Below are 23,648 nucleotides of genomic sequence, written 5' to 3'. Positions count from 1 at the left end.
GAATACGAAGCAATCATGACCACACCGGCCAGCCAGGCCGCGTGAAGAAACTGTCACCTATCCGTGCAGCAGTCCCAAGCTCTCCTGGGTCACTATGTGGAGATGTACTTGCGGGCGCTGGAGCAACAGGACCGGCAAGCATTGGTACAGCAGGCGCGGCAGGTATTGGGAGACGACGCCGACGCTGATGTTGTTCGTCCCGCTTGAGATCCCAAATGACCTGTACTTGCGTTGCGTCCCGGTTCGGCACTCGACACCGCACCACGGCGGTGTCACACCCGAATTGCTCGCCGCCACCGGTTTGAGCCGAAGCAGGGTCCAGACGTGCGGGGATCACCGTCGATTTGGTACTTTGACGTACGCTGAGCGTCGTTGCACTCTCACTCACGAGTTGGTCCACCGCGAGCGCGGCGCGCTGCCCGCCGAACCCGCCGCCGCTGTACGTGAGGAGCGGATCGTCGACGAGATCTCCGCGCGTCGGCTGATCACCATCGCCGCGCTCGCAGATGGCGTGCGCTGGACTCGGCAGCCGTCCGAGCTTACCGATTCTTACCGATTACCTGTGGGGCGATGAACCCACGGCGCAGACCCGCATGTCAACGCTTCAACGCTCGACCCGCTTTAGGTGAGCGACCGGTCACCGTTAACCGACTCCTCAGGAATCGGTATAACGGCTAGTCGAGTCGGGCGCCGAAGTTGACCAATTCGGCACGTTATTCGAGATTGGAAGGGTAACGTTCCCTTCCGTGGCCATGCCATATGCGCTGTGGAGCGGCGGGAATTCATGGTGCGAATACCAGCTCACCACGGAAGCCGATGATCTGCCGGCCATCCGGAGCCTGTTCGAAGATCCTTGGTTCGACGGCAGTCAGACGATTGAGCGAGTACCCATTGATCTTGTCCCCGAACCGGATTCGCCCCGCTGCGACTGGTCCGTCTCTGTACGCGGCTGGGGCCAAACGTTGGGGTACCTTGACCCCGAGACCGCGCAAGCCTGGGCACCGATTCTGCGCCGAGTCATCGCATCCGAATTCGTTCCTCGCACAAACGGAAAGATTTTTGCCCGCAACTACGACAGCTGGGACGGCGGCGACGAATTCAGCGCCAACGTTTATATCAACCTCGGGCAGCCCAACGAAGCCCTGCCCATCAATGATCCTCCGACGCTGCCCTACACCCTGTTACCAAGGTCGTCGATCGTGCAGGTGACCAAAGAAGATTTGCACACTGATGTGCTGCTCAAGTTCGTTCCACAGGCACAGGGAGGCCACGGGGTTTTGTTCGTCACGCTGCATGAGCAAGCACCGGCTGCTTCTAAATCGAAACCTCATGTGGAGGTCCGAATCGATGACGAATGCATCGGCCAGTTAACGCCGCAGATGAGCACCCGTTTTCTACCGATGGTCCGGCACCTACGGGATCGCGGCCTGATTACCGCGTGCTGGGGCGACATTACAGGGTCGGCGGTCGCCGCCGAGGTCCGCATCAATGGGATCAAGGCGAACGAGGCCACGGACGAGGTACTCAACGGTTTTCCTGTCCAGCTTCCACGCCTCGTACCCGAGCTCACCGACCCGATGGCGTACGACCTGACGGCAGCAGCACAGCTGATGAGACCGAACGCGCCAGTGAAGGCTATGTCGCGGCCTGTGCCGCCGGAGCCAGAGGACGGCGCGGTCGTGCGCTTCAGCAGATCTAATGGCCGCTACGCTTTCGCCGCCGTGCGCCGCGGGCATTTATGGCAGACCACGTCGACCTCCGACTGGGGTGCGATGAGGGAAGTGATGTCATGGAGCGAGCTCGGCGCCCGGGGACGCAACTTCGAGCAAGCGATCGGCTGGTCCGACGTTGGCGCGCAACAGCATTCGCTGACAAGCCAAAAGCTCGCGGTAGTGCGGTTCACCATCCAAGGCATCTATCTGGCCGCCATCAACGTCGCCGACGATGGCAGTTCGGCCGGTGATTGGTACACGACAATCACTGAGGCGGCTGAAGCGAGCCTGCCATTCGGTGACTATGCGAGTTGGTCCGACATCGCGCTCTACGGCCAACACATCCAAGTTGTGACCGCTTGGCAAGGCCTCTAGTGCCCTCCGGCCTTGTTCTGGATCGCCTTACCGCAGGCGCCGTCGCCGCGGAGCGTGTTGACCCAGGAGCTGATATCACTTCGGCGAAGCTCGGGCAGCGGGCGCTGCCGAGTGCGGGTTCAATGTCGCGGGTCAAGTACGGCCGGTATTCGGCGAAGGTTTCGCGCTCGATGTCCTACAGGTGTCGAGGTGCCGCTGAATCCACGCGCCGACCGTCAGTCCCGGTGGGTTCCTTTGACAAACCGTTTGACCAGTGTGGATCTTACCGCATTAGAGGCACTGACCTGCATGTTCTGTTGTGGAGCTGCCGGGAATCGAACCCGGGTCCTACGGCATTCCCTCAAGGCTTCTCCGTGCGCAGTTCGCTGTGCCTCTACTCGGATCTCCTGGTCTCGCGAACTAGCCAGGATGACGATCCCAGTCGCTGTTTGATGTCCCCACGGGTCCCGCGACCGAACCCGTGGGTGGGTCCCTCTAGCTGATGCCAGGGTCCGGGCCGAGGGCGCTCCCGGTCTGACAGACTAGCTTCGCTTAGGCAGCGAGAGCGTAGTCGCGCTGATGTGAATCGGCGCTTATATGGTTGCAACGACGCTTACGGTGGTCTCTTGCCTGCACCGGCACGCTTCCCTTGATTCGATGCGCGAAGTCGAAACCGTTCAGCCCCTTGTCTTGTGTTTCCGCACATCCCGACCGATTTTCGGCCGGACACTCCATTCTACGGAAGCACCAACGAGCAGCAACCAATTTATGTTCCGCGCTGCCAGGCGCGCCGCAATCAGGTTGCTCCAGGGCCGGGCGCGAAGCCGGGCACCCCCACCGGTTGGCGACGGCGGGGGTGCCCGGGGCGCTTGGCGACGTTTGCCGATACGCGCCTGTTAGCTCGCTACTTGATGCCGACGACGTCTTGCGCGATGGCAGCGACGCGGGTCTGCGCGGCGGAGACGAGGCGCTGCCGGTTCTTGTGCGCCTCCTCGTAGGCGATGATCACCCGGACATCCTTCGGCGAGGTCAGGTCTTTGATCGCGGCGACGGCGTCGTTGATGTTGAGGTCGTCGTAGTCCTTGATCGGCAACTCGTGTGGTTCCAGCACGCCAACCGATTCGCGCCCGGAGTGCAGCGCGTCGGCGGCGCGATCCGCGCCTTCGGAGCGGGTGACCCGCTCGGCGGCACGTAGAGCGGCGTTCTGCGACGCCGACAACGCCTTGGTCGCGATCTCCCCGGCATTGTTTCCGCGCTTGACCAGGTCGTTGATGGCAGGACCGGTTGACCGCAGGGCGTCGACGGCACGGTCCAGCCCACGAGCCGACCACGCAGCGGGCAGGTTGACCAGCTTCACCGCGGCGCCGGCGGCGGCCTGCAGCGGGGTGCGGCGCAGCGCGGCCGGGCCACCGAGGGCATCTTCGGCCAGCACGGTGGTCAGCCAATCCACGGTCGCCGCGTGCGCGGCGATCAGCCGGTCGGCCAGGCCCACAATGTCCTGCTTTTCCGCGGCGACGGCCAGCGCCTTGGTGTAGCGGGCGCGGTCGAGCAGCTGGTCTTCGAGCGCCAGGTCCCCCAGCAACGCCTCGTCGAACGGCTCGGCCTGCTCGGTCAGCGCCTTCACCGCGGCTGCGGCGCGGCCCAGGAACGGACCGATCACGTCGGGGAAACCGCCGAGGTCGCGGATGGCGGCCTCGATGGCCTCGGCGCGTTCGCGGCCATTTGCCGCGTTCTGGGTGAGCTCGCGGCGAACGGCCTCGGTGCGCGCCTGCGCGACGCGAGTCTCCGCGATCTGAATTTCGGTGTTGGTCAGATCCAGCAGCGTGCGAAGTTGGGCGAGCAATCTGCTCGTGTCGGGTGCGGTCATACTTGCATGGCCTCCTACGTTGGCTTTTGCTTGTCGGCGCGAAGCGCGCCCTTGCTTGTGGCTACCCGTCGCGGCGCCAGAGCCAACATGCACGGGTGTGACATATGTCGCATTGGCCCGTCGGCTGTACCAAAGATGTTGTCAGATAACGAAATTCAGCTTCTCAAGAATTTGAGCAGCAAGATCTTTATCTCCGCCGAGCTCGATGTCCTGCGGTCGGATCGGGCACATCGGCCGGCCCCCGGCAAGCCGAGTGAACTGCAGCGCGTTCACGCGGATCGTCGCCGTCGGCTCGCGACCGCCGAAGTCCTCGACTACCTGGGCGCGCCCGTCGACGCTGACGCGGACGGAGCGCGCCAGCCGGCCGGTCAGGTCGAACTCGACGCGGGCCCCGTCGGGGGCTTGCGCAAGTTTGCCGACGACGAAGCCCAGCGTGGCGGCGATCTCGTCGAGCGACAGCCGCGCGGCGACGCCGCTCAGCTCGTTGTCGGACGACGGCTGCTCGATCGCCACCCGGATGTCCTGTTCATGCATCCAGCAATCGAAGACCCGGATCCTCATGAACCGTCCATAACTGTCCGGGCCGGCCGGCGTCCTCGTCTCGGCGTTCCACTCCTCTTCGGACATCGCGCCCAACACCTGGCGCCGATCCTCGATCACCGCGCGGTAGCGCTGCAAGACACTGCCGCCGGGCTGCCCGGCGAAATGGCGCACCCAGCACTCGTTCATCGCGCCTACTCCGTTGCGGACATGGTCGAGCCCGTTGACGTCGATGTCCGGCTCGGGTGGCGCGATGCCCTGCAGGAACGACTCGGTGCCGATGATGTGTGACACCACCGCCCGCACATCCCAGCCCGGCAGGGGGGTCGGCGCCAGCCATTGGCTCTCGGACAACCCGGCGAGCAACGCGTCGATGGAATCCCAGACCGTGAAGAGCCCGTCCAGCACCTCAGCTTTGTCCAGTGTGGTGACTGCGCGCGTGGCCATGGTCGGATGCTAGGCCGATTACCCGCCCGGCGTTAGCCCCATCCCGAGCCCCGTCCCGGAGCCGTCAGCTTGCGGCGATCATGGCCACCGACCCCATGGCCATCACCATGCCGATCCCCTGCCAGCGCGTCACTCGTTCGCGCAGCACGATCATCGCGAGCACGACCGTGGCGGCGGGATAGAGCGAAATCATGATGCTGGCCAGCGAGAGCAGCCAGGACTGCAGCGCGATCAATTGGGTGACCAAAGCACAGATGTCCAGCAGGGCGATCGCCAGCGCCAGCTTCAGCGACTGTCCCCGGGGCAGCCGCAAGTTCCGCCTCGACGCGGCCAGGATGGTGATCACCACGGTGGCGGACAGTCGAGCGAACATCAGCGGCCAGAGCTTGGAGTCGTGTGGCGATTGGTGCAGGAACACCAGATCCAGACCGAACGCGCACCCGGCCAGGGTCGTGAGCCCGGCCACCTTGGCGGTGAACCGGAACCGGGTGGCGCCGTCGCCGGTCGCCTCCCGGCTGACCAGCATCACCGCGACGATGGCCAGCCCGACGCCCGCCGAGGCCGCCGGGCCGGGGCGCTCCCCCAGCGCGACACCCACGGCGACCGGCACCGCGGCATTGAGCACGCCGGCGAGCGGGGCGACCACGGAAATGGGGCCGGACCCCAAAGCCGCATAGAACGCCCACATGCCGAACGCCTGACCGACCCCGTACAGACATCCCCAGAAGATGGCACCGGAATGGATCGGGCCACCGACGGTGAAGGCGAGCAGCCCCAGCAGCAGCGCCTCGACCGGGTACGCCGCCAGCATCACGCGCAGTGCGGCGACCCGCCGCGCTGCTACGCCGCCTACAAAATCGCTGACCCCGTACGAGACGGCGGACAGCTGCGCGTAAGCGGCTCCGATCAGTTCATACCCTTTGCTCGGCGGCCCAGCTCACGCAATACTTCACGCTGGGCATCACGGCGGGCGAGGTCTTGGCGTTTGTCGTGTGCCTGCTTGCCTCGCGCTAGCGCGAGCTCAACCTTGACCTTGCCCTCGGAGAAATACAGCGACAGCGGCACCAAGGTGAGGTTACCATCACGAATCTTTCCGATCAGGGTGTCGATCTGGCGCCTGTGCAACAACAACTTTCGATTGCGGCGCGGGTCATGGTTGGTCCAGCTACCGTGCTCGTACTCCGGAATGTGCAAGTTACGCAACCACACTTCCCCGTCGTCGACGGTTGCGAAAGCATCGGCCAGCGAGGCCTGCCCCTGCCGCAAGCTCTTCACCTCGGTGCCGACTAAAGCCACTCCGGCCTCGAACGACTCCACAATTGAATAGTTGTGCCTAGCTTTGCGATTGGTGGCGATGATCTTTTTGCTGTCACGCTGACCACGACCCGTCGCGCCGGCATTGGACTTATTGGCCACAGCTAACGCCGTACGTAGAGGCGCAGCGTCGCATATGCGGTCAACCCTGCCATCGACACGCCGAGCAGGAACAAAATCGGTGAGATGTAAAGAATGTCGGCGTAGTCAACGCGCGCGATCAAATTGGCTTGGTAGAACTGGTTTAGCGCGTTGTCCAGGAACAGCGCCCGCACCACGAGCAGGCCGGCGACCGCGATCGCCACACCAACACCCGCGGCCAGCATCGCTTCCACTAAAAACGGCAACTGGGTGTACCAGCGACTGGCTCCCACCAGCCGCATAATCCCGATCTCGGTACGCCGCGTGTAGGCGGCAACTTGGACCATGTTGGCAATCAACAGAATTGCGCCGACGGCCTGCACCAACGCCACGGCGAACGCGACGCTGCTCAGGCCGTCCAGCACCGCGAACAGCCGGTCGATCAGGTCCTTCTGGTTGAGCACCGAAAGTACTCCGGGTTGACCCTGCATCGCGGAGTCGAAGTCCTTGTGTTGCTCGGGATTGTTCAACTTGACGATGAACGAGGCGGGGAAAGAATCCTTTCCGGCAACGTCCTTGTACTGCGGGAACTTTCGGATCGCGTCGTCGTAGGCGTCTTGGCGATTGAGGAAGCGAACCGATTTGACGTCCTGCCGCTTTTCGATCGCTTCCCGCAGCGCCTTGCACGGATTGGTGCCGCAGGATGGATCATTCGCGGAGACGTCCTCGGTGAGGAACACCTGCGTCTCGACCCGGTCGAGGTAGATGGCGCGCGAGTGCTCGGCCAACCGGACCACCAGCAGACCGCCGCCGAACAGGCCGACCGAGATGGCGGTCGTCAGGATCATGGCCACCGTCATGGTGACGTTGCGGCGAAGCCCGGTCAGAACCTCATTGAGCAGGAAGCCGAAGCGCACTAGCGATCCATCCCGTAGACGCCGCGCTGTTCGTCACGAACCAGCCGGCCCAGCGACAGCTCGACGACGCGCTGGCGCATCGAGTCGACGATGTGGTGGTCATGGGTCGCCATCAGCACGGTCGTCCCGGTCCGATTGATCCGCTCAAGCAGATCCATGATGTCGTTGCTGGTGTCCGGGTCAAGGTTTCCGGTCGGCTCGTCGGCCAGCAGGACCAGCGGCCGGTTGACGAACGCGCGGGCAATCGCCACCCGCTGCTGCTCACCACCGGACAGCTCGTTGGGCAGCCGGTTGGCTTTGCCCGACAGGCCGACCGTCTCGAGCACCTCGGGCACCACCCGGTTGATCTGATCGGAGCGCTTACCGATGACCTCGAGGGCGAAGGCGACATTCTCATACACCGTCTTTTGCTGCAGCAGACGAAAGTCCTGGAAGACACAGCCGATCACCTGGCGCAGCTTCGGCACGTGCCGCCCAGGCAGCTTGTTGACGTGGAACTTCGACACCCGCACGTCGCCGCTGGTCGGTGTCTCCGCCGCCAGCAACAACCGCATGAACGTCGACTTGCCCGATCCCGATGGGCCGATCAGGAAGACAAATTCACCCTTGTCGATTTTGACGTTCACGTCCTCCAGCGCCGGACGCGCCGACGCTTTGTACTTCTTGCTGACATGGTCAAGGGTGATCATCACGGCACGCCAGTGTAGCGGTGAATTTCGCTGCGACGCGAAGATCAGCTCGCCGGTGGCGGCGTGCTCGGCGCCGGGCCCGGACCCGGTACCGGTTGCTGTGGCGGGGGCGGCGTGCTGCTTGAGCTGGGCGGACAGAACGGCGGCGGCAGCAAGCACGGCAGCTGGAACGGCGGCGGCGGTGTCGTCGTCGTCGGTGGCGGCGGCACGGTGGTGGTGGGGCTGGGCGGCACCGTCGTCGTCGGCGTCGGCACGAACGTCGGCGTCGCCGGGCGGGGCGCGTCGACCCGGGTGCGGGGCACCCAGGTGTAGTTGGGGTCGGGCAAAAAGCCGGGTGGCACCACCTGCGGAGGCGGCGGCGGTTTGGGCGGCTCCGGGCGGTAGGTGTCGTAGACCCACCACATGGCCAGGAACGCCACGATCAACACCAGCGTCGACGTGCGCACCCGTCCGCCGAAGAGGTGACTCCAGCGCCGCTGCTTATCCTCGTTGCGCTTCTCGAAGAGGCTCACGGTGAACTTCACCCGCGCTGCACCGCCGTGCTGTCCGCCTCGCCTTGCGCTTGGGCTTGAGCTGCGGCGGCCTCAACACCCGGGCTGTCAACCAGGCCGATCTTCGCGTCGGCCGCGGTGACGACCCCGACGCGGGCCAGCGCCCGGATCACCAACACACGCAACTGCCGGCCGACCTCGAACTGCTTGCCCGGCAACGTACGGGCCACCACCCGCAGGGTGACGGTATCGACCCCGATGCTTTCCACGCCCATCACGGTCGGCGGATCAAGCAACAACTCGCCCAACACCGGGTTGTCCATCGCACGGTCGCATTCCTGGTGCAGCACGTCGTTGACCCGGTTCAGGTCGGCGTTGGTCGACACTGGAATGTCCACGACCGCGCGTGCCCAATCCTTGGACAGGTTGACCACCTTGACGATTTGCCCGTTGGGAATGGTCAACACCTCGCCATCCGCCGAGCGCAATCGAGTCACCCGCAACGTCACGTTCTCGACCGTGCCGCTGGCCTCCGTCGACGAAACGACGGTGAGGGTGACCAGGTCGCCGAACCCGTACTGCTTCTCCACCAGAATGAAGAAACCGGACAGCAAGTCCCGCACCAACTGCTGGGCGCCGAAACCCAGCGCCGCGCCCACCACCGTGGCGGGCGCGACCAGCCCGCCCACCGAAAACCGCAGGATGTCGGCGATCTGGAGCATCACCCAGATTCCGATGATGACGACCGACACCCAGGAGATGACCGATGCGACCGCCTGACGGTGCTTGGTCGCCTCCGAGCGCACCAGCGCGTCGCTTTCGGCGAAGCCCACGTCGAGCTGTCGGGTCACCTGCTGGGCCACCCAGTTGACGAAGCGGGCGGCCAGCACCGCGCCGATTAGCACCATTCCGATCCGCAAACCGCGGGTGATGATCCATTGGCCTATGTCACCGCGCCAGAAGTCGTGCCAGCCCAGCGCCGTGGTTGAGGCGATAAAGGTGGTGTTAGTCGTCATCTTTTCGATTGCGCCACCGGATGCCTGCTTCGAGGAATCCGTCGATGTCTCCGTCAAGAACGGCCGCCGGATTGCCGACCTCGTACTCGGTCCGCAGATCCTTGACCATCTGATACGGGTGCAGTACATAGGAGCGCATCTGGTTACCCCAGGAGCTGCCGCCCTCCCCCTTCAGCGCGTCCAGCTCCGCACGCTCTTCTAAACGCTTGCGCTCCAACAGCTTTGCCTGCAGCACCCGCATCGCCGAAACCTTGTTCTGCAGTTGCGACTTCTCGTTCTGGCAAGTCACGACGATACCCGTTGGGATGTGGGTCAAACGGACCGCGGAGTCGGTGGTGTTCACCGACTGGCCGCCCGGACCGCTGGACCGATAGACGTCGACCCGCACGTCACCTTCGGGAATGTCGATGTGATCGGTGGTGTCCACCACCGGCAGCACCTCGACTTCGGCGAACGAGGTCTGACGTCGACTTTGGTTGTCGAACGGGCTGATCCGGACCAGCCGATGCGTGCCCTGCTCCACCGACAAGGTGCCGTAGGCGAACGGGGCGTGCACGACAAACGTGGCACTCTTGATACCGGCTTCCTCGGCATACGACGTGTCGAAGACCTCGACGTTGTAATTGTGTTGCTCGGCCCAGCGGATATACATCCGCATCAGCATCTCGGCCCAGTCCGCGGCGTCCACCCCACCCGCGCCGGAGCGGATGGTCACCAGCGCCTCGCGCTCGTCGTACTCCCCGGACAGCAAGGTGCGCACCTCGGCGGCCTCGATGTCGGCCCGCAACGCCTTGAGCTCGGCGTCGGCCTCGGCCAGGGCGTCGGCGGCACCCTCCTCGGCCGCCAGCTCGTAGAGCACCGGCAGGTCGTCGACCCGTTGCCGCAGCTGCTCGATGCGCCGCAACTCCCCCTGGGCATGGGACAACTCGCTGGTCACGCGCTGCGCATTGGCCTGGTCGTCCCACAGTTTCGGGTCGGAGGCCTCCTGCTCGAGCTTCTCGATGCGGCTGCGTAGACCGTCGACGTCGAGCACCCTCTCCACCGTGGTCAGGGCAGCGTCGAGGGCGGCGAGATCGGCTTGACGGTCGGGTTCCACAGCCGACCACGTTACCGGCGCCCCGGTTTGCAGCGATTGTTCAGGTCGCGACCTGTGGCACTTCAACCACCTGTCGGGGTTCAGCGTCTAGCATCGAGTCACCATCCGTGTGCGCCCGCAACTGCGACGCCCAGCCCGTTTTCAGCCCTTGCGTCGCAGCCGGGCATGAACAGAAGGGTTGGTTATGCGTCCATTTCATGTCGCGATCGTCGGCTCCGGCCCGTCGGGATTCTTCGCCGCAGCGTCTTTGCTGAAAGCGGCCGACGCATCCGACGAGTTCGACGTTGCAGTCGACATGCTCGAGATGCTGCCGACGCCGTGGGGGCTGGTGCGGTCCGGCGTCGCGCCCGACCACCCCAAAATCAAGTCGATCAGCAAGCAGTTCGAGAAGATCGCCAGCGATCGGCGCTTCCGCTTCTTCGGCAATGTGGTCGTCGGCGAGCATGTCGAGGCCGCGGAACTGGCCGAGCACTACGACGCGGTGATCTATGCGGTGGGAGCGCAGTCCGACCGGCCCCTGAATATTCCAGGCGAGAATCTGCCCGGCAGCGTCGCCGCCGTCGATTTCGTGGGCTGGTACAACGCACACCCGAACTTCGCGGAGATTTCTCCCGATCTGTCGGGCGCCCGGGCCGTGGTGATCGGCAACGGCAACGTCGCGCTGGACGTCGCGCGGATTCTGGTCACCGACCCCGATGCGCTCGCCGTCACCGACATTGCCGACCATGCGCTGAATTCGCTGCGCCCACGCGGTGTAGAAGAAGTCGTCATCCTCGGCCGGCGCGGGCCGCTGCAGACCGCGTTCACCACGCTGGAGTTGCGCGAGCTGGCCGACCTGGAAGGCGTGGATGTCATCGTCGATCCGGCCGCGCTGGAAGGCATCAGCGACGAGGACGCGGAGGCCGCCGGAAAGACGACCAAGCAGAACATCAAGGTGCTGCGTGACTACGCCGCCGGCGAACCGCGCCCCGGACACCGGCGGCTGGTGTTCCGGTTCTTGACCTCACCCATCGAGATCAAGGGCAAGGACCGGGTCGAGTCAATCGTGCTGGGCCGCAACGAGCTGGTCACCGACTCGAGCGGACGCGTGTCGGCCAAGGACACCGGGGACCGCGAGGAACTACCCGTGCAGCTGGTCGTGCGCTCGGTCGGGTATCGCGGCGTGCCGACGCCGGGGCTGCCGTTCGACGACAAGAGCGCGACCATCCCGAACACCGAGGGCCGGGTGGCCGGCAGCCGCAACGAATACGTCGTCGGGTGGATCAAGCGGGGGCCGACCGGCGTGATCGGCACCAACAAGAAGGATTCCCAGGACACCGTCGACGCCTTGATCGCCGATCTGACCGGCGCGGCCGAGCTGCCCGAATTTCCCGACGACCACGCCGACAAGCTGGCGGAATGGCTGGCTTCGCGCCAGCCGCAATTGATCACCTCCGCGCATTGGGACGTCATCGACGCCCACGAGCGCGCGGCCGGGGAGCCACACGGACGCCCACGCGTGAAGCTGCCGAACCTCGCCGACTTGTTGCGCGTCGGCCGCGGCTGACCCTAAACCCGTTGCGGCTGAACCTGATTCAGCGCCTGACGACGACGAGGCCCGCTCCGGCCAGGAGCAGAAGGATCGCGGCGGCCACCGCCCATCCGGCGCCGGCCAGCCACCAGATCACGCCCAACACCACGATTGCGGGCGACACCGCAAACAACACCAGCACCGGGTGCTGCCTGATCACCTCGAGCGCGCTTTTCGCCCGGATCGGGTCGATGTCTTTGCCTGCCATGGCTAAAGAATGCCAGGTGAGATCGATAATGCAAGCAAAGTTTTCGTCGGCTATCCCGCGGGCGGTTCAGGCGGGGCGAAGCGCCAGTTGTCCGGATTCTTCGGCGAATACACCACCGGATGCAATTGCCCCATGGCCGGCCAGTCGTTCACGTCGACCGCCATCCGCCAGTACACGGGGTGCTCGTTGACGGTAGGCCCGTTGATGACGCCGGTGATCGTGACGTATTGCTCACCGGTGGCCTCGGGTCGCGGGCTCACCCCGGTCACCAACAGCGTGCCGCTGAGCTGCCCACCGCGCGGGCCGCGCGGGATGAAGCGCTGCGCGAGCAGCATGCCGAGCACGGCAACGAGGAGGATCAGCAGACCGAATTCCCACACAGCCGCCATGGTAGGCCGCCACCCGTCCGGCCGAGTTGACCTAGGGCCCTACTGCCGGGCCGCGGTTGACCGTAACGTTCGAGGTCAGCGGAACCGGTGCGCGAGAAGGGCGAGCCCGATGACTGACGAACCTGCCGTGGTGTTGTCCGAGGACGAGAGCTGGCGCCGGTTGGGCGGCGTCGCCTTGGGCCGGCTCGTGACCAGCTTCGCCGGTGAGCCCGAGATTTTCCCGGTGAATTACGCGGTGCAGGACCGAACCGTGCTGTTTCGCACCGCCGAGGGCACCAAGTTGTTTTCGGCTGTGGCAAGCAATGTGGTGCTGTTCGAGGCCGACGATCATGACGCCGCCGAGGGCTGGAGCGTGATCGTGCGGGGACGCGCACGCCTGCTGCGCACCGCGGCCGAAATCGAAGAAGCCGAACGCGCCGGGCTGATGCCCTGGACCGCGACCGTCAAGAAGCATTACGTGCGGGTGAACCCGTCCGATATCACCGGACGCCACTTCACATTCGGCGCGGAGCCGGACCCGCACGAAACCATTGCCTGAGTTTGACCGGGTCCATCAACCCGCGAGCAACGCGTCGAGTTCGTCGGCGTCGGCGCCCGTCAACCGCCGGTGCATCGCCCACGCGATGCGGCCGGCCTGGACCTTCGCCCGCTCGGCCGCCGGCCCCCGATACATTTCGTCGACGGTGGCGCGCCACACGGTCAACCAGCGCACAAAATGCCGAGCCGCCAACGGAGTTCGTTGGTGAAGTGCGCGATGGACGGTGAGCGCGCTGCCGCGGTAGCGACCCGCCCGGAACAGGACGGTCTCCCAGAAGTCACACATGGTGGGGATGTGCGCGTCCAATCCGACACGACGCAGCTGGGCGAACGGCTCGGCCAGCACGTCGTCGAACAGCACCCGCGAGTAGAAGGCGCGCAACAGCGCCTCGACGTCGGCGCGATCGCACAGATCCGATTGCCCACCGTTCACCCGTCACACCACCAGCGATAGTGGTCCGCGCGCGTAATGCGCCTTGCGCCGCTTGCTGATCGACACCAGCCGGCCCACCGCGGCCTCGATTCCGCGAGCCAGCTCGTCGACGTCGGCCATCCCGTCGTAGTCGGCGAGGATTCCTATGAATAGTTCGTCGGCGTAGCTGAGCATCGCGACGCCGGTGCGCAAGTGCATCGCGATCGGTGGCACCGGGTACACCGCAAGCACGTCTTTGCCGAGCACCCGCAGGGCTCGCCGCGGGCCGGGCACGTTGGTTGCCACGGTGACCACCCCGCGCTGCGGCAGCCGTGTCAGCAGCTCCAGAGCCCAGGCGGTGAATGCGAAGGGGACGTGATTTGCCAAGGCTACGAACGCATTCCCGGCCTGACACTGCCCGCCAGTTTTCGTCCGGTCCAACCGTGAGTGCACGATCCGCAGCCGCCGCACCGGGTTCTCCTCGTCGATCGGCAGCTCCGGAAGCAGGACCGACACCCGGTTGTCGGTCTTGTCGAATGCGCGTGTCGACCGCATCGACACCGGCACCAACGTGCGCAGCGAATCCGGCAGCAGTGGTTCGCCGCGCTTGACCAACAGGTTCCGATAGCTTTCCGTAACCGCGGCCAGCGCAACGTCATTGACGGTGACATCGAATGCCCGGCACACCTGCTCGATGTCGGCGAGTCGGACCCGGGCTCCGCTGTACCGGCGCAGATCGCCGATCGGACCGTTCAGCGGCGACGGGGCCGGACGCAGCAGACCGAATGCTATTTGGGCGGCACCCTGGGCCGCCCGGCCGGCCGCGGCGGCCACCGCGACCGGCATGTTCCACCACCCGCTCAGTGTGGTCGGTGAATTGGCTTTGACCGCAGCACTTTTCGCTTCCTTGGCGGCCCGAATATGGCGGGCGAAGCTCTCGCCGACCCCGTCGTCACACAGTCCGGCAAGCATGTGCGCGGCAGCGATCCCGTCGGCCATGCAGTGATGGATTTTGGTCAGCATCGCCCATCTGTCGTCGGCGAGGCCTTCGATGACCCAGATTTCCCACAGCGGTCGATGCCGGTCCAAACCTCTGGCCATCAGGTCGGCGACCAACCCGAACAACTGCCGGTCGTCGCCCGGCTGCGGCAGTGCCACGCGCCGTACGTGCCGGTCGATGTCGAAGTCGAGATCGTCCACCCATCGCGGGGCGCCGAGGTCGAACGGCCGCAGCCGCAACCGCTGCCGGAACCGGGGGCAGGCCCCGATGCGTGCCACGAACGCCGGCATCAGCTCGGTTTGGTCTAAGGCCGGGCCTTCAATCACCGCCAACCCGCCAATGGCCATGCTGACCCGGGGGTCAGCGTCTTCGGCTTTGAGGAATCCGGCATCGAATGTGGTGAGGCGATCCATGGTCAGCGGCCTTCCGAGCTCCGTGCGCTTTACTGCAACCCGTAGTTACATCATCCGCTCGCGGGCGACCGCCGCGTTAGGGCCAAAAGTCCCTTGCGTGTCGAACCAGCCGGTGCCCGCTCCCGGATCGGTAAGCCTTGCGGCCGAGGCGGTTTGGCTCGGTGCGCATCCGGAATCAGGGCCATTGGCCCCTATTGGTCAAATTCGTCGCTCAATACTGTTGCCAGCGCGGCGCAACGCGCATTTGGATGTTCATGTGGCGTCGCCAAGGACTCGATGCCGGAGGCGCCCTCCTCCGACCGAAAGGTTGTCGAAATGGCCACTGACCAGAACGTTCGTCAAAAATCCTCGCAGCCGCTCATCGGCAAAGGCTGGCTGCAGGGCGTCGCGCTGGTCATGATCTTCGGATTTCTGGTGATGGGCATCCTGGCCTATCGCACCTACACGGCAGCAATGCCGATGCCGGATCGGGTGGTCAGTGAATCGGGCCAGACGCTGTTCACCGGAGCCGACATCACCCGCGGCCAGGAGCTCTTCCAGTCGCGCGGCCTGATGCAGTACGGATCCGTTCTGGGGCACGGCGCCTACCTGGGGCCCGACTACACCGCCGAATACCTGCGAATGGCCACCACCGATGTGGCCGACCAGTTCCGTGCGCAGGGCGTGACCGATCCGCGCGAACGGGTGGTCACCGAATTTCGGACCAACCGCTACAACGTCGACACCAAAACCCTGGTGTTCACCGACCGCCAGGCCGCGGCGTTCAACCACATCCAAGACCACTACGCCGCCTACTTCGGCGAAAACTCCACGAAATATGGTCTGCTACCGCGATTCATCACCGACAAGTCCCAAATCCGGGATTTGACAGCGTTTTACGCGTGGACGGCCTGGGCGGCGGCCGCGGAACGCCCCGGTCACCGCTACAGCTACACCAACAACTGGCCGGCCGAACCGCGAGTCGACAACGGGCCCACCGCCCCGGTCATCGTGTGGTCGGCGTTGTCGCTGATCGCGCTCCTGGGCGGCATCGGGGTCATGTTCGCCATCTATGGCCGATGGAGCCAACAGGTCGGCTGGCACAGCGCCGAGGCCACGAACCTGTCGTTTCGCCAACCCGGTGAGGTGAGCCTGACACCGGCGCAACGCGCCTGCATCTGGTTCTTCGCGGTCGTGTCGGTGTTGTTCCTGGCCCAGACGCTGCTGGGCGCGGCCGCCGAACACTACCGGGCCGATTTGTCGACGTTCTTCGGCCTGGATCTGGCCCGGGTGCTGCCCTACAACCTCGCCCGCACCTGGCACCTGCAGCTGTCGCTGTTCTGGACGGCCGCAGCGTTCCTCGCCGGCGGCATCTTCCTGGTGCCGTTCATCGCCCACCGCGAACCGAAACGCCAGGGGCTACTGGCCTACGTGCTGCTGGGTGCGGTCGCGGTGGTGGTGTTCGGCTCGCTGATCTGTGAAGCGCTGTCCATCTACGGCGTGATCCCGCACGGCTACCTCTCCCAGCAATGGGAGTATCTCGACCTGCCGCGACTGTGGCAGATTCTGCTGATCGTCGGGCTGTTCGTGTGGATCGCGATCATCTGGCGCGGGATGCGCTCGCGACTCAAGGATGAGTCGAAGATGAACATGCCCTGGTTGTTCTTCTTCTCCGGGCTGGCGATTCCGGCCTTTTACGCGGTGGGGCTGCTGGCGGGCAGCGAGACGCATTTCACCGTCGCCGACTTCTGGCGGTTCTGGGTAGTGCATCTGTGGGTCGAGGACTTCCTCGAGCTGTTCACCACCGTGATGGTGGCCTACATGTTCGTACTGCTGGGTGTGGTGCGCGAACGAATCGCGTTGGGCGTCATCTTCCTTGACGTCATTCTGTACTCGGCCGGCGGTGTCATCGGCACCATGCACCATCTGTATTTCTCGGGCACCCCGGTCGAGCACATGGCACTGGGCGCGTTCTTCTCCGCCGCGGAGGTAATCCCGCTGACCTTCCTGACCGTCGAGGCGTGGGCTTTCCTGCAGCTGGGCGCTCGGCAGCAGTCCGGCGACGCCAACCCGTTTCCGCACCGTTGGGCGGTGATGTTCCTCGTCGCCGTCGGCTTCTGGAACTTTTTGGGCGCAGGCATCTTTGGGTTCTTGATCAACCTGCCCATAGTGTCCTACTACCAAATCGGGACGGCCCTGACCGCCAACCACGCGCACGCCGCCATGATGGGTGTTTACGGCATGCTCGCCGTCGGCCTCGCGATGTTCGCGTTCCGCTACGTGATTCCAGCGGACAAATGGCCGGAGCGCCTGGCGCGCATCTCGTTCTGGTGCATGAACATCGGGTTGGCATGGATGGTCTTCGCCACCCTGTTGCCGCTGGGGGTGCTGCAGTTGTACCACTCGGTCGCAGACGGCTACTTCGAGGCGCGCTCCCTGGGCTACATCACCAAACCGGGCAACGCGGTGCTCGAATGGCTGCGGCTGCCCGGCGATGTCATCCTGATCGCCGGCGGGGTGCTGCCGTTTGTCTGGACCGCTTGGATCGCGCTGCGCAACTTCCGCTCCGGGACAACGGTCAAAGAATTGCCGGAGCACCCGCTCTACTCCGAGGCCGGCGCCGGTGCTGCCGCACCGGTGCAGGACTGACGCATGGCACCGGTGGCCACCTCCGTGTGGCTGATCGCCGGCTATTCGGTGGCGTTGCTGGTCACCGGGTGGGCGTTCGACGTCATGGCACGCCACGCGTCCTCCCGCGCAGCGCAATGGCGCACCGGGCAATTCGTGTACCGGCCCGACCACGACGCCTGGGTCTGCCCGCAGGATCACTGGCTGTGGCCGAGTTCGTTCGACCCGAAGCACCGAGTCATGCGATATCGCGCGTTGCCGGTCGTCTGCAACAGCTGCCCGGTCAAGGCCGACTGCACGAACTCCAGTCACGGCCGGGAGGTCAGTCGCGACGTCGACCCCTGGCCGCATTCGGACGCCGGACGCTTCCATCGCGGAATCGCTTGCTGCGTCGCGGCATTGGGGGTCGTATTGCCGCTTGCCACGTCGATCACCAATCACTCCGTGGGCGATCTGCTCGTGCTGGCGGCAACGGTTCTGGTCGTGGTGACGTTGGGCCTGCCGCTGGCCCGCCACTTGTGGAACACGCCGTCCAACGCCCCCGAGCATCTGCCCCATCGCACCGCGATCGAGGATCAGGCCGCCGCCACAATCGATCGATATTCGAGCCGTTGGGGAAGCTGGGACGGCAAGAAGGAGGAGTCACAATGACCGGAGTAGCGATCTCGGTGATCGTCGGTGTGATCGTCGTGCTGGCCGTGTTCGCGGTGTGGTCACTGGTGGTATTGCGCGAGTACGAGCGCGGCGTCGTGTTCCGGATGGGCCACGTTCGGCCGCTCTACCGTCCGGGTCTTCGACTGCTGATCCCGCTGGTGGACAAGATGATTCGGGTCGATCAGCGTTTGGTGACGCTGACGATTCCGCCGCAAGAGGTGATCACCCGCGACAACGTTCCGGCGCGGGTCAACGCGGTCGTCATGTTCCAGGTGGTGGACCCGCTGAAAGCGATTCTGGCGGTGGAGAATTACGCCGTCGCGACCTCTCAGATCGCCCAGACGACGTTACGTTCGCTGCTTGGCCGCGCCGACCTCGACACGCTGCTGGCGCACCGTGAAGACCTCAACAGCGACCTGCGCACGATCATCGAAAAGATGACCGAGCCGTGGGGCGTCGAGGTCCGGGTGGTGGAGATCAAGGATGTCGAGATACCCGAGTCGATGCAACGTGCCATGGCGCGCGAAGCCGAGGCCGAGCGGGAGCGCCGCGCGAAGGTGATCAATGCCCGGGGGGAGCTGCAGGCCTCCGCCGAGCTTCGCGAGGCCGCCGAAACGCTGTCGAAGAGTCCGGCCTCGCTGCAATTGCGCTACCTGCAGACGCTGTTGGAGCTGGGCGCGGACCAGAATTCGACCGTGGTGTTTCCCCTACCGGTCGACATCATCACGCCCTTCCTGCGCAATGCGGACGCATTGCGCGGCGTGGTCGACAACGTGAATCACCGCGGCTGACAGGGCCGCGACCGGGCCGTGACAGGGCCGTGACAGGGCCGTGACAGGCCATGGTAGGACTGCTGGCATGGGCCTGGACGACCTTGCGCTGGCGATCGCGCTTGCCGACCGTGCGGACATGCTGACTCGCGACCGATTCGGTGCGCTGGATTTGCGCATCGACACCAAACCGGATCTAACGCCGGTCACCGACGCCGACCGCACGGTGGAGACCGAGCTGCGCGAGGTGCTGGGGCGCGAGCGCCCCGATGACAGCGTCGTCGGCGAGGAGTTCGGCGGGACCACGACGTTCACCGGACGGCAATGGATCATCGACCCCATCGATGGCACCAAGAACTTCGTGCGCGGGGTGCCGGTGTGGGCCAGTTTGATCGCCCTGCTCGAAGACGGCGTCCCCACCGTCGGGGTCGTGAGTGCGCCGGCGCTGCAACGCCGCTGGTGGGCCGCGCGCGACCAGGGTGCTTTCGTCTCGGTCGACGGCGCGTCGCCGCGTTCGCTATCGGTTTCCTCAGTGGCAGAACTGAATTCAGCGAGCTTGTCATTCTCCAGCTTGTCCGGATGGGCCGAACGCGGTTTGCGGGAACGCTTCATCGAACTGACCGACGCGGTCTGGCGGGTGCGGGCCTACGGCGATTTCTTCTCGTACTGCCTGCTCGCCGAGGGTGCCGTGGACATCGCCGCCGAGCCGGAGGTCTCGGCGTGGGACCTGGCCGCTCTGGACGTTCTGGTGCGCGAGGCCGGCGGCACGTTCACCGGCCTGGACGGCGTCGCAGGGCCACACCAAGGCAGCGCCGTCGCGACAAACGGCCTGCTCCACGCCCGCGTCTTGGACCGTCTGGGTGTGAAGTAGTTAACAACTGCGGTTTATCTTACTCCGGAGTAAGATAGCCTTCTGTCGGCACTGCCCCAACTACCGAGGCTGCTCAAATGACGGAAACTCTCTCCGGTCCGAATACCTCCCGCGCGCGCGGCAAACGGCGCGGCCGCAAAACCGCCGTCGGGATGCAACCGCACAAGCGCACCGGGATCGACATCGCCTTGGCGCTGCTCACGCCGTTCGTCGGCCAGGAATTCCTGGACAGATACCACCTGCGCGACCCCCTCAACGACGGCCTGCGCTACGGCACCAAGACGCTCTTCTCCAGCGCGGGTGCCGCCTCCCGGCAGTTCAAGAAGGTCAAGAGCATCCGCAGTGGGCCCACCCGGCTCAAATCGAGCGGCAAGGACTACTACGACCTGCGACCCGACGACGAACAAAAGATGATCGTCGACACGCTCGAAGAGTTCGCCGAGCAGGTGCTGCGGCCCGCGGCGCCCGAGGCGGACGAAGCGGCGAGCTATCCCGGCGACCTGATCGCCAAGGCCGCGGAACTGGGCATCACCGCGATCAACATCCCGGAGGACTTCGAGGGCATCGCGGCGCACCGGTCGAGCGTGACCAACGTCCTGGTCGCGGAGGCACTGGCCTACGGCGACATGGGATTAGCGCTGCCGATCCTGGCGCCGGGCGGCGTGGCCTCGGCATTGACCCATTGGGGCAGCGCCGACCAACAGGCCACGTATCTGCCCGAATTCGCCGGGGAAAACGTGCCGCAGGCCTGCGTGGCCATCGCCGAGCCGCAGCCGCTGTTCGACCCCACCCTGTTGAAGACCACCGCGGTGCGCACGCCGAGCGGCTACCGGCTGGATGGAGTGAAGGCGCTGGTCCCGGCCGCCGCCAAGGCCGAGTTGTTCATCGTCGGCGCACAACTCAACGGTAAGCCCGCACTGTTCATCGTCGAATCGTCGGCCAATGGCCTTACCGTCAAACCCGATCCGAGCATGGGCATCCGCGCTGCCGCCCTGGGCCGGCTGGAGTTGTCCGGCGTCTCGGTGCCCCTGCACGCCCGGCTCGGCGAGGACGAGGCCACCGATGAGGACTATTCCGAGGCGATTGCGCTGTCCCGGCTGGGCTGGGCCGCGCTGGCCGTCGGCACCTCGCATGCGGTTCTGGACTATGTCATCCCCTACGTCAAGGAACGCGAGGCGTTCGGCGAGCCCATCGCCCGCCGTCAGGCCGTGGCGTTCATGTGCGCCAACATCGCCATCGAGCTGGACGGGCTGCGGTTGATCACCTGGCGCGGAGCCGCCCGCGCCGAGCAAGGACTGCCGTTCATCCGCGAGGCAGCGCTGGCCAAGCGGCTCGGCGCCGACAAGGCCATGCAGATCGGACTGGACGGCGTGCAACTGCTCGGCGGTCACGGCTACACGAAAGAACACCCCGTCGAACGCTGGTACCGCGACCTGCGGGCCATCGGCGTCGCCGAGGGTGTTGTCGTCATCTAGCTTCTCACTAGCGAAAGACCGGTCATGGCAATCAATCTGGAACTTCCCCGCAAGATGCAAGCGGTGATCGACAAGGCCCACCAGGGCGCCGCGGAAATGATGCGGCCAATCGCCCGCAAATACGACGAACATGAACACGCCTACCCGGTGGAACTGGACACGCTGGCCAGCCTGTTCGAAGGGGCCGCCGCGTCCAACGCGGTGGGACTGGCCGGAGCCGAGGCGTTCCGCAGCAGCGAAAGCAAGGAAGAAAACCGCAATGGCTCCAACATGGCGGCCGTGCTGCAGACCATGGAAGCCAGCTGGGGTGATGCGGCGATGATGCTGTCGATGCCCTATCAGGGCCTGGGCAACGCGGCCATCAACGGTGTGGCCACCGACGAGCAACTCAAGCGGCTGGGCCGGGTGTGGGCCGCGATGGCCATCACCGAGCCAAGCTTCGGGTCCGACTCGGCCGCCGTGTCCACGACCGCCAAGCTCGACGGCGACGAGTACGTGATCAACGGCGAAAAGATCTTTGTCACAGCGGGTTCGCGAGCCACCCACATCGTGGTATGGGCAACGCTGGACAAATCGCTGGGCCGCCCCGCGATCAAGTCGTTCATCGTGCCGCGCGAGCATCCGGGCGTCACCGTCGAGCGGCTGGAGAAAAAGCTCGGCATCAAGGGCTCCGACACGGCGGTGATCCGCTTCGACAATGTGCGGATACCCAAGGACAACCTGCTGGGCAATCCCGAGATCGAGTCGGGCAAGGGCTTTTCCGGAGTCATGGAGACCTTCGACAACACCCGACCGGTGGTGGCGGGCATGGCCATCGGAATCGCCCGGGCCGCACTGGAAGAGCTGCGCAAGCTGCTCACCGAGGCCGGAGTGGAGATCTCCTACGACAAGCCCGCACACGCCCAAAGCGCCCCCGCGGCAGAGTTTTTGCGGATGGAGGCCGACTGGGAGGCCAGCTACCAGCTGACCCTGCGCGCGGCCTGGCAGGCCGACAACAAGATCCCCAACTCCAAAGAAGCATCGATGGCCAAGGCCAAGGCCGGCCGGGTGGGCACCGATATCACGCTCAAGGCCGTCGAATTGTCCGGCACCACCGGCTATTCGGAGCAGACCCTGTTCGAGAAGTGGGCGCGGGATTCGAAGATCATGGACATTTTCGAGGGCACCCAACAGATCCAGCAGCTCGTGGTCGCCCGGCGACTACTGGGACTGTCGTCCGCCGAACTCAAATAGGACCCGCCGAACGTGCGCGCTCGTCGCGTATCAGGCAGCGGCGGCGTCCAGCTGCTGGCGAGTCTCGTCATCGATTTCGATCGACGCGACGTCGAGGTTCTCCTCGAGATGGCGCAGCGACGACGTGCCGGGGATCAGCAGCACGTTGGGCGCCACGCTCAGCGTCCACGCCAGTACGACCTGCGCGGTCGTGCGCCCGAGTCGCTGCGCGGCACGCTGCACCACCTCGTGACCGAGGACCGGGTTCGGCTGCACGAACGCCGCCCCCAGCGGGAAGAACGGCACAAACGCGATCTCGCGGCGGGTGCACTCCTGCAGCACCGCTGCCGACTCTCGCTCGAGAAGGTTGAAAGCGTTTTGCACACATACAATTTCGGTGCGCTCCAGCGCATGCAATAGGTGTTCGCGGTTGATGTTGCTCAACCCGATACCGCCGATCAATCCCTGGTCTCGGGCGGCGATCATCGCCGAGAGCTGCTCGTCGAACAGCTCGTCGGGCCCGTCGCTGTCGAACAGGCGCAGGTTGACGGCGGCCAACTGCTCGACCCCGAGCGTCCGCAAATTCGTCTCGATGTCACGGCGCAGGTCGGCCGGCTCACTGACGGGCAGCCAACCGCCGGCCTCATCACGCCGCGCGCCGACCTTGCTCACCAACGCGAGGTGCTCGGGATACGGATACAGCGCCTCACGGATGAGTTCGTTGGCGATGTCGGGACCGTAGAACTGGGCCGTGTCGATGTGGTCGACGCCGCGTTCCACGGCCCGGCGCAGCACCGCGATCGCTTCGTCATGGTCGCGCGGCGGGCCCATCACACCAGGACCAGGCAATTGCATGGCCCCGAAGCCAATCCGGGCGACCGGAATGCGACCGAGTCGATAGGGTTGCATGCGATGAGGTTAGCGTCGTCTCAGTGTCAGGGTGGGGTTGCCGCTTGTTGCGGTGGTTGGATCCTGATCACCTGGTGTCTGGCTCGTAGCGTCGTTG

The 23,648-nt window shown here is 65.2% G+C and carries 23 protein-coding genes and 1 other RNA gene; 9 read left to right on the top strand and 15 right to left on the bottom strand.

Annotated features, from left to right (window positions below; translation table 11 throughout):
• The first annotated feature begins 746 nt into the window (after window positions 1-746).
• Window positions 747-2,087 carry a hypothetical protein gene (locus AWC25_RS22070; protein WP_069402739.1) on the top strand — a complete coding sequence of 447 codons (1,341 nt, stop codon included), beginning with the start codon at window positions 747-749 and terminating at the stop codon, window positions 2,085-2,087.
• Window positions 2,088-2,383: 296 nt separating this feature from the next.
• Here AWC25_RS22070 and ssrA read toward each other — a convergent pair.
• From ssrA to prfB, 10 genes are all read right to left on the bottom strand, one after another.
• Window positions 2,384-2,751: a transfer-messenger RNA gene (gene ssrA / locus AWC25_RS22065) on the bottom strand.
• Window positions 2,752-2,970: 219 nt separating this feature from the next.
• Window positions 2,971-3,933, bottom strand: a complete 963-nt coding sequence (locus AWC25_RS22060) for a hypothetical protein (protein WP_084949486.1) — start codon at window positions 3,931-3,933, stop codon at window positions 2,971-2,973.
• Window positions 3,934-4,074: 141 nt separating this feature from the next.
• Window positions 4,075-4,920 carry a maleylpyruvate isomerase family mycothiol-dependent enzyme gene (locus AWC25_RS22055; RefSeq protein ID WP_085167644.1) on the bottom strand — a complete coding sequence of 282 codons (846 nt, stop codon included), beginning with the start codon at window positions 4,918-4,920 and terminating at the stop codon, window positions 4,075-4,077.
• A gap of 64 nt (window positions 4,921-4,984) precedes the next feature.
• Complete coding sequence (locus AWC25_RS22050; protein ID WP_483406796.1) at window positions 4,985-5,830, bottom strand: EamA family transporter; 846 nt, start codon at window positions 5,828-5,830, stop codon at window positions 4,985-4,987.
• On the bottom strand, window positions 5,827-6,336 hold the full coding sequence (gene smpB, locus AWC25_RS22045) for an SsrA-binding protein SmpB (RefSeq protein WP_044510320.1): 510 nt from the start codon (window positions 6,334-6,336) through the stop codon (window positions 5,827-5,829). Before smpB ends, AWC25_RS22050 begins: the two co-directional genes overlap by 4 nt.
• A gap of 2 nt (window positions 6,337-6,338) precedes the next feature.
• On the bottom strand, window positions 6,339-7,232 hold the full coding sequence (gene ftsX / locus AWC25_RS22040) for a permease-like cell division protein FtsX (protein ID WP_061558688.1): 894 nt from the start codon (window positions 7,230-7,232) through the stop codon (window positions 6,339-6,341).
• On the bottom strand, window positions 7,232-7,921 hold the full coding sequence (gene ftsE, locus AWC25_RS22035; RefSeq protein WP_044512967.1) for a cell division ATP-binding protein FtsE: 690 nt from the start codon (window positions 7,919-7,921) through the stop codon (window positions 7,232-7,234). Before ftsE ends, ftsX begins: the two co-directional genes overlap by 1 nt.
• 44 nt (window positions 7,922-7,965) lie before the next feature.
• Window positions 7,966-8,445, bottom strand: coding sequence for an Rv3103c family proline-rich protein (locus tag AWC25_RS22030; RefSeq protein ID WP_085167640.1), 480 nt, complete (start codon window positions 8,443-8,445; stop codon window positions 7,966-7,968).
• Window positions 8,442-9,428: a mechanosensitive ion channel family protein gene (locus AWC25_RS22025; RefSeq protein ID WP_085167638.1), complete on the bottom strand. Its 987-nt coding sequence runs from the start codon at window positions 9,426-9,428 to the stop codon at window positions 8,442-8,444. The genes AWC25_RS22030 and AWC25_RS22025 overlap by 4 nt, the downstream gene beginning before the upstream one ends.
• On the bottom strand, window positions 9,418-10,524 hold the full coding sequence (gene prfB, locus AWC25_RS22020) for a peptide chain release factor 2 (protein WP_085167637.1): 1,107 nt from the start codon (window positions 10,522-10,524) through the stop codon (window positions 9,418-9,420). The genes AWC25_RS22025 and prfB overlap by 11 nt, the downstream gene beginning before the upstream one ends.
• A gap of 184 nt (window positions 10,525-10,708) precedes the next feature.
• Between prfB and AWC25_RS22015 the strand changes: the two genes are divergently transcribed.
• The gene (locus tag AWC25_RS22015) at window positions 10,709-12,070 is read left to right on the top strand and encodes an FAD-dependent oxidoreductase (protein WP_069402729.1); all 1,362 of its coding nucleotides are present in this window, start codon (window positions 10,709-10,711) and stop codon (window positions 12,068-12,070) included.
• A gap of 28 nt (window positions 12,071-12,098) precedes the next feature.
• On the opposite strand, the gene AWC25_RS22010 is transcribed toward AWC25_RS22015, so the two are convergent.
• Both AWC25_RS22010 and AWC25_RS22005 read right to left on the bottom strand, forming a co-directional pair.
• A complete protein-coding gene (locus AWC25_RS22010; protein WP_069402728.1) occupies window positions 12,099-12,302 on the bottom strand; it encodes a hypothetical protein in 204 nt (67 codons plus the stop codon).
• 50 nt (window positions 12,303-12,352) lie between these two features.
• On the bottom strand, window positions 12,353-12,682 hold the full coding sequence (locus AWC25_RS22005; protein WP_069402727.1) for a hypothetical protein: 330 nt from the start codon (window positions 12,680-12,682) through the stop codon (window positions 12,353-12,355).
• A gap of 118 nt (window positions 12,683-12,800) precedes the next feature.
• On the opposite strand from AWC25_RS22005, the gene AWC25_RS22000 reads away from it, so the two are divergent.
• On the top strand, window positions 12,801-13,229 hold the full coding sequence (locus AWC25_RS22000; protein WP_069402726.1) for a pyridoxamine 5'-phosphate oxidase family protein: 429 nt from the start codon (window positions 12,801-12,803) through the stop codon (window positions 13,227-13,229).
• Window positions 13,230-13,244: 15 nt separating this feature from the next.
• Here AWC25_RS22000 and AWC25_RS21995 read toward each other — a convergent pair whose 3' ends face one another.
• On the bottom strand, window positions 13,245-13,661 hold the full coding sequence (locus AWC25_RS21995; RefSeq protein ID WP_069402725.1) for a group III truncated hemoglobin: 417 nt from the start codon (window positions 13,659-13,661) through the stop codon (window positions 13,245-13,247).
• Between the two features lie 3 nt (window positions 13,662-13,664).
• The gene (locus AWC25_RS21990; protein WP_085167636.1) at window positions 13,665-15,053 is read right to left on the bottom strand and encodes a WS/DGAT/MGAT family O-acyltransferase; all 1,389 of its coding nucleotides are present in this window, start codon (window positions 15,051-15,053) and stop codon (window positions 13,665-13,667) included.
• A 315-nt stretch (window positions 15,054-15,368) separates the two neighbouring features.
• Here AWC25_RS21990 and AWC25_RS21985 point away from each other — a divergent pair, with 315 nt between their 5' ends.
• The 6 genes from AWC25_RS21985 (at window position 15,369) to AWC25_RS21960 (ending at window position 22,663) form a co-directional block, all read left to right on the top strand.
• Complete coding sequence (locus AWC25_RS21985; RefSeq protein WP_085167634.1) at window positions 15,369-17,681, top strand: nitric-oxide reductase large subunit; 2,313 nt, start codon at window positions 15,369-15,371, stop codon at window positions 17,679-17,681.
• Window positions 17,682-17,684: 3 nt separating this feature from the next.
• On the top strand, window positions 17,685-18,311 hold the full coding sequence (locus AWC25_RS21980) for a hypothetical protein (protein WP_069402723.1): 627 nt from the start codon (window positions 17,685-17,687) through the stop codon (window positions 18,309-18,311).
• Window positions 18,308-19,105: a slipin family protein gene (locus tag AWC25_RS21975; protein WP_069402722.1), complete on the top strand. Its 798-nt coding sequence runs from the start codon at window positions 18,308-18,310 to the stop codon at window positions 19,103-19,105. Before AWC25_RS21980 ends, AWC25_RS21975 begins: the two co-directional genes overlap by 4 nt.
• 67 nt (window positions 19,106-19,172) lie before the next feature.
• The gene (gene hisN, locus AWC25_RS21970; RefSeq protein ID WP_069402721.1) at window positions 19,173-19,955 is read left to right on the top strand and encodes a histidinol-phosphatase; all 783 of its coding nucleotides are present in this window, start codon (window positions 19,173-19,175) and stop codon (window positions 19,953-19,955) included.
• Between the two features lie 77 nt (window positions 19,956-20,032).
• A complete protein-coding gene (locus AWC25_RS21965) occupies window positions 20,033-21,430 on the top strand; it encodes an acyl-CoA dehydrogenase family protein (RefSeq protein ID WP_069402720.1) in 1,398 nt (465 codons plus the stop codon).
• Between the two features lie 24 nt (window positions 21,431-21,454).
• On the top strand, window positions 21,455-22,663 hold the full coding sequence (locus AWC25_RS21960) for an acyl-CoA dehydrogenase family protein (protein ID WP_085167632.1): 1,209 nt from the start codon (window positions 21,455-21,457) through the stop codon (window positions 22,661-22,663).
• Between the two features lie 30 nt (window positions 22,664-22,693).
• Here AWC25_RS21960 and AWC25_RS21955 read toward each other — a convergent pair whose 3' ends face one another.
• On the bottom strand, window positions 22,694-23,551 hold the full coding sequence (locus tag AWC25_RS21955) for an oxidoreductase (protein ID WP_069402718.1): 858 nt from the start codon (window positions 23,549-23,551) through the stop codon (window positions 22,694-22,696).
• Between the last annotated feature and the right edge of the window lie 97 nt (window positions 23,552-23,648).

It is taken from the genome of Mycobacterium sherrisii (genome assembly GCF_002102355.1).
GTDB lineage: Bacteria > Actinomycetota > Actinomycetes > Mycobacteriales > Mycobacteriaceae > Mycobacterium > Mycobacterium sherrisii.
Note: the sequence above shows the minus strand (reverse complement) of the source record. Positions and strands in the feature narration are given on the sequence as shown.